This is a genomic window from Pseudomonas sp. P5_A2_2, from assembly GCF_054177685.1.
The window spans coordinates 1-2,294 of sequence record NZ_JBGCUL010000734.1; the positions used below are offsets into that span (position 1 = coordinate 1).

2 protein-coding genes are annotated in these 2,294 nt (G+C 61.8%); both read right to left on the minus strand.

Features of this window, described 5'->3' with window-relative positions:
* Positions 1-92 precede the first annotated feature (92 nt).
* Positions 93-1,382: a M18 family aminopeptidase gene (locus ACXRVY_RS24945; RefSeq protein WP_223462173.1), complete on the minus strand. Its 1,290-nt coding sequence runs from the start codon at positions 1,380-1,382 to the stop codon at positions 93-95.
* A gap of 212 nt (positions 1,383-1,594) precedes the next feature.
* Positions 1,595-2,230 carry an RluA family pseudouridine synthase gene (locus ACXRVY_RS24950; protein WP_223462174.1) on the minus strand — a complete coding sequence of 212 codons (636 nt, stop codon included), beginning with the start codon at positions 2,228-2,230 and terminating at the stop codon, positions 1,595-1,597.
* Positions 2,231-2,294: the final 64 nt, after the last annotated feature.

A 2,294-nucleotide genomic window follows, 5' to 3' on the forward strand; every position in this document is an offset into this window, starting at 1 on the left:
ATCGCGAGCAAGTCGGATCGCCGCACCGTCGCTCCCACATTTGAAATGCAATCCAATGTGGGAGCGAGCTTGCTCGCGATGCTTTTTCAGGTTTACGGCAACTCGCGGCAGGCGTAGAACGCGCTCAGCACCTTGACCAGATGCGCCAGGTCATGGCTGCCGCACAATTCGCGGATCGAGTGCATGGCGAACGTCGGCAGGCCGATGTCCACGGTGCGCACGCCCAGGTGGCTGGCGGTGATCGGGCCGATGGTCGAACCACAGCCCATGTCGCTGCGCACCACGAAACTCTGCACCGGCACTTCTTCAGCCATGCACAGATGACGGAAGAACCCGGCGGTTTCGCTGTTGGTGGCGTAGCGCTGGTTGCTGTTGACCTTGATCACCGGGCCGGCGTTGAGTTTCGGACCGTGGTTGGCGTCGTGCTTGTCGGCGTAGTTCGGATGCACGCCGTGGGCGTTGTCAGCTGAAACCAGCAGGGATTTCTGAATGGTGCGTACCAACTCATCACCTTCAGGCAGCAGGCGACGCAAGGTTTGCTCGAGCATCGGGCCGTCGGCACCGCAGGCCGAGCAGGAACCGACTTCTTCGTGGTCGTTGCAGACCAGCACGCAGGTCTCGTCGGTGTCGGCCGTCAGCAGCGCTTGCAGGCCGGCGTAGCACGACAGCAGGTTGTCCAGGCGCGCGCCGGCGATGAAATCACCGTGCAAACCAATGACCGCCGCGCTTTGGGTGTCGTAGAAACTCAACTCGTAATCGAGCACCACATCAGCGTTCAGGCCGTGTTCGCGGGCGAGTTGATCGGTGAGTACTGCGCGAAAGTCCACGCGCTCGTCACCGGCAAATTGCGCGAGGATCGGCGGCAATTCGGTCTGGGCGTTGATGGCCCAGCCCATGTTGGCTTCACGGTTGAGGTGAATCGCCAGGTTCGGAATGATCGCGACGGGTGCCTTGAAGTCGATCAACTGGCTCTCGACCTTGCCATCACGACGGAAGGTTACGCGGCCCGCCAGTGACAGGTCACGGTCGAACCACGGCGCCAGCAGCGCGCCGCCATACACTTCGACGCCCAATTGCCAGAAGCCCTGGCGTTGCAGTTCCGGTTGCGGCTTGACGCGCAGGCACGGGCTGTCGGTGTGGGCGCCGACCAGGCGAATGCCGCCGTGCAACGGTGAGTGGCGGCCCATTTTGATCGCGACAATCGAAGAGTCGTTGCGGGTGACGTAGTAGCGACCGTTGGCTTCGGTAATCCACGGCTCGCGCTCGTCGAGGCGTTGATAGCCCGCCGCTTCCAGGCGCTGAACAAGGCTGGCGGTGGCATGGAACGGGGTAGGGGAGGCCTTGAGGAAATCGATCAGGCCTTGGTTCAACTCTTCGCGCATAAAGTAGCTCCAGACAGCAGTGGCGCCAGTTTAACGTATTGGCTTGGTAAATGGCGTCGCACTGAATGTTGGGGCTGGTCACCGAAGTAGAATCTGGAGGAGATCCCTGTGGGAGCGAGCTTGCTCGCGATGGCGGAGTGTCAGCCAGCATCAATGTTGGATGTGCCGGCCAGATCGCGAGCAAGCTCGCTCCCACAGGATTGATGTATGTCTTAAAACGGTGCCGGACACTCGAAGCGCAGGCGCTCACCGGTCTGCGGATGGGTGAAGCTGAGCATGCTGGCGTGCAGGCACAGGCGTGGCCAGGCCGCCAAGGCCTGTTCATGGGCATAGAGCCCGTCACCCAGCAACGGATGGCCAATCGAGAGCATGTGCACGCGCAACTGGTGGGAGCGGCCGGTGATCGGTGTCAGCTCAACGCGGCACCAGTCGCCGCAACGCTCGAGCACGCGCCAGAAGGTCAGCGCATGTTTGCCGAATTCGTGATCGACCACATGCCGTGGCTTGGTCGGCGGGTCGTAGCGCAAGGGCAGGTCGATGCTGCCGCTGTCCAGTTCCGGCTGGCCCCAGCACAGGGCGGTGTAGGCCTTTTCGGTTTCCCGGTCGTGAAATTGCCGGGACAGCTCGCGATGGGTATCCGGATCACGGGCCAGCAGGATAATGCCGGAAGTCTCCCAGTCCAGCCGATGGACGATGCGCGCTTCCGGGTAGCCGTTTTCTTGCAGGCGGGTAATCAGGCAGTCCTTGTTGTCGTCGGCCCGGCCAGGGACAGAGAGCAACAGGGTCGGTTTGTTCACCACCAGTACGGCGGTGTCCTGATGGATGATGTGGATGTTGGACAACGGCATTAAAACAGCCTCGTAACAAACGCCAACGGCGGCTCAGGTCCCTTCCGGTTGCAGAAGGGACCTG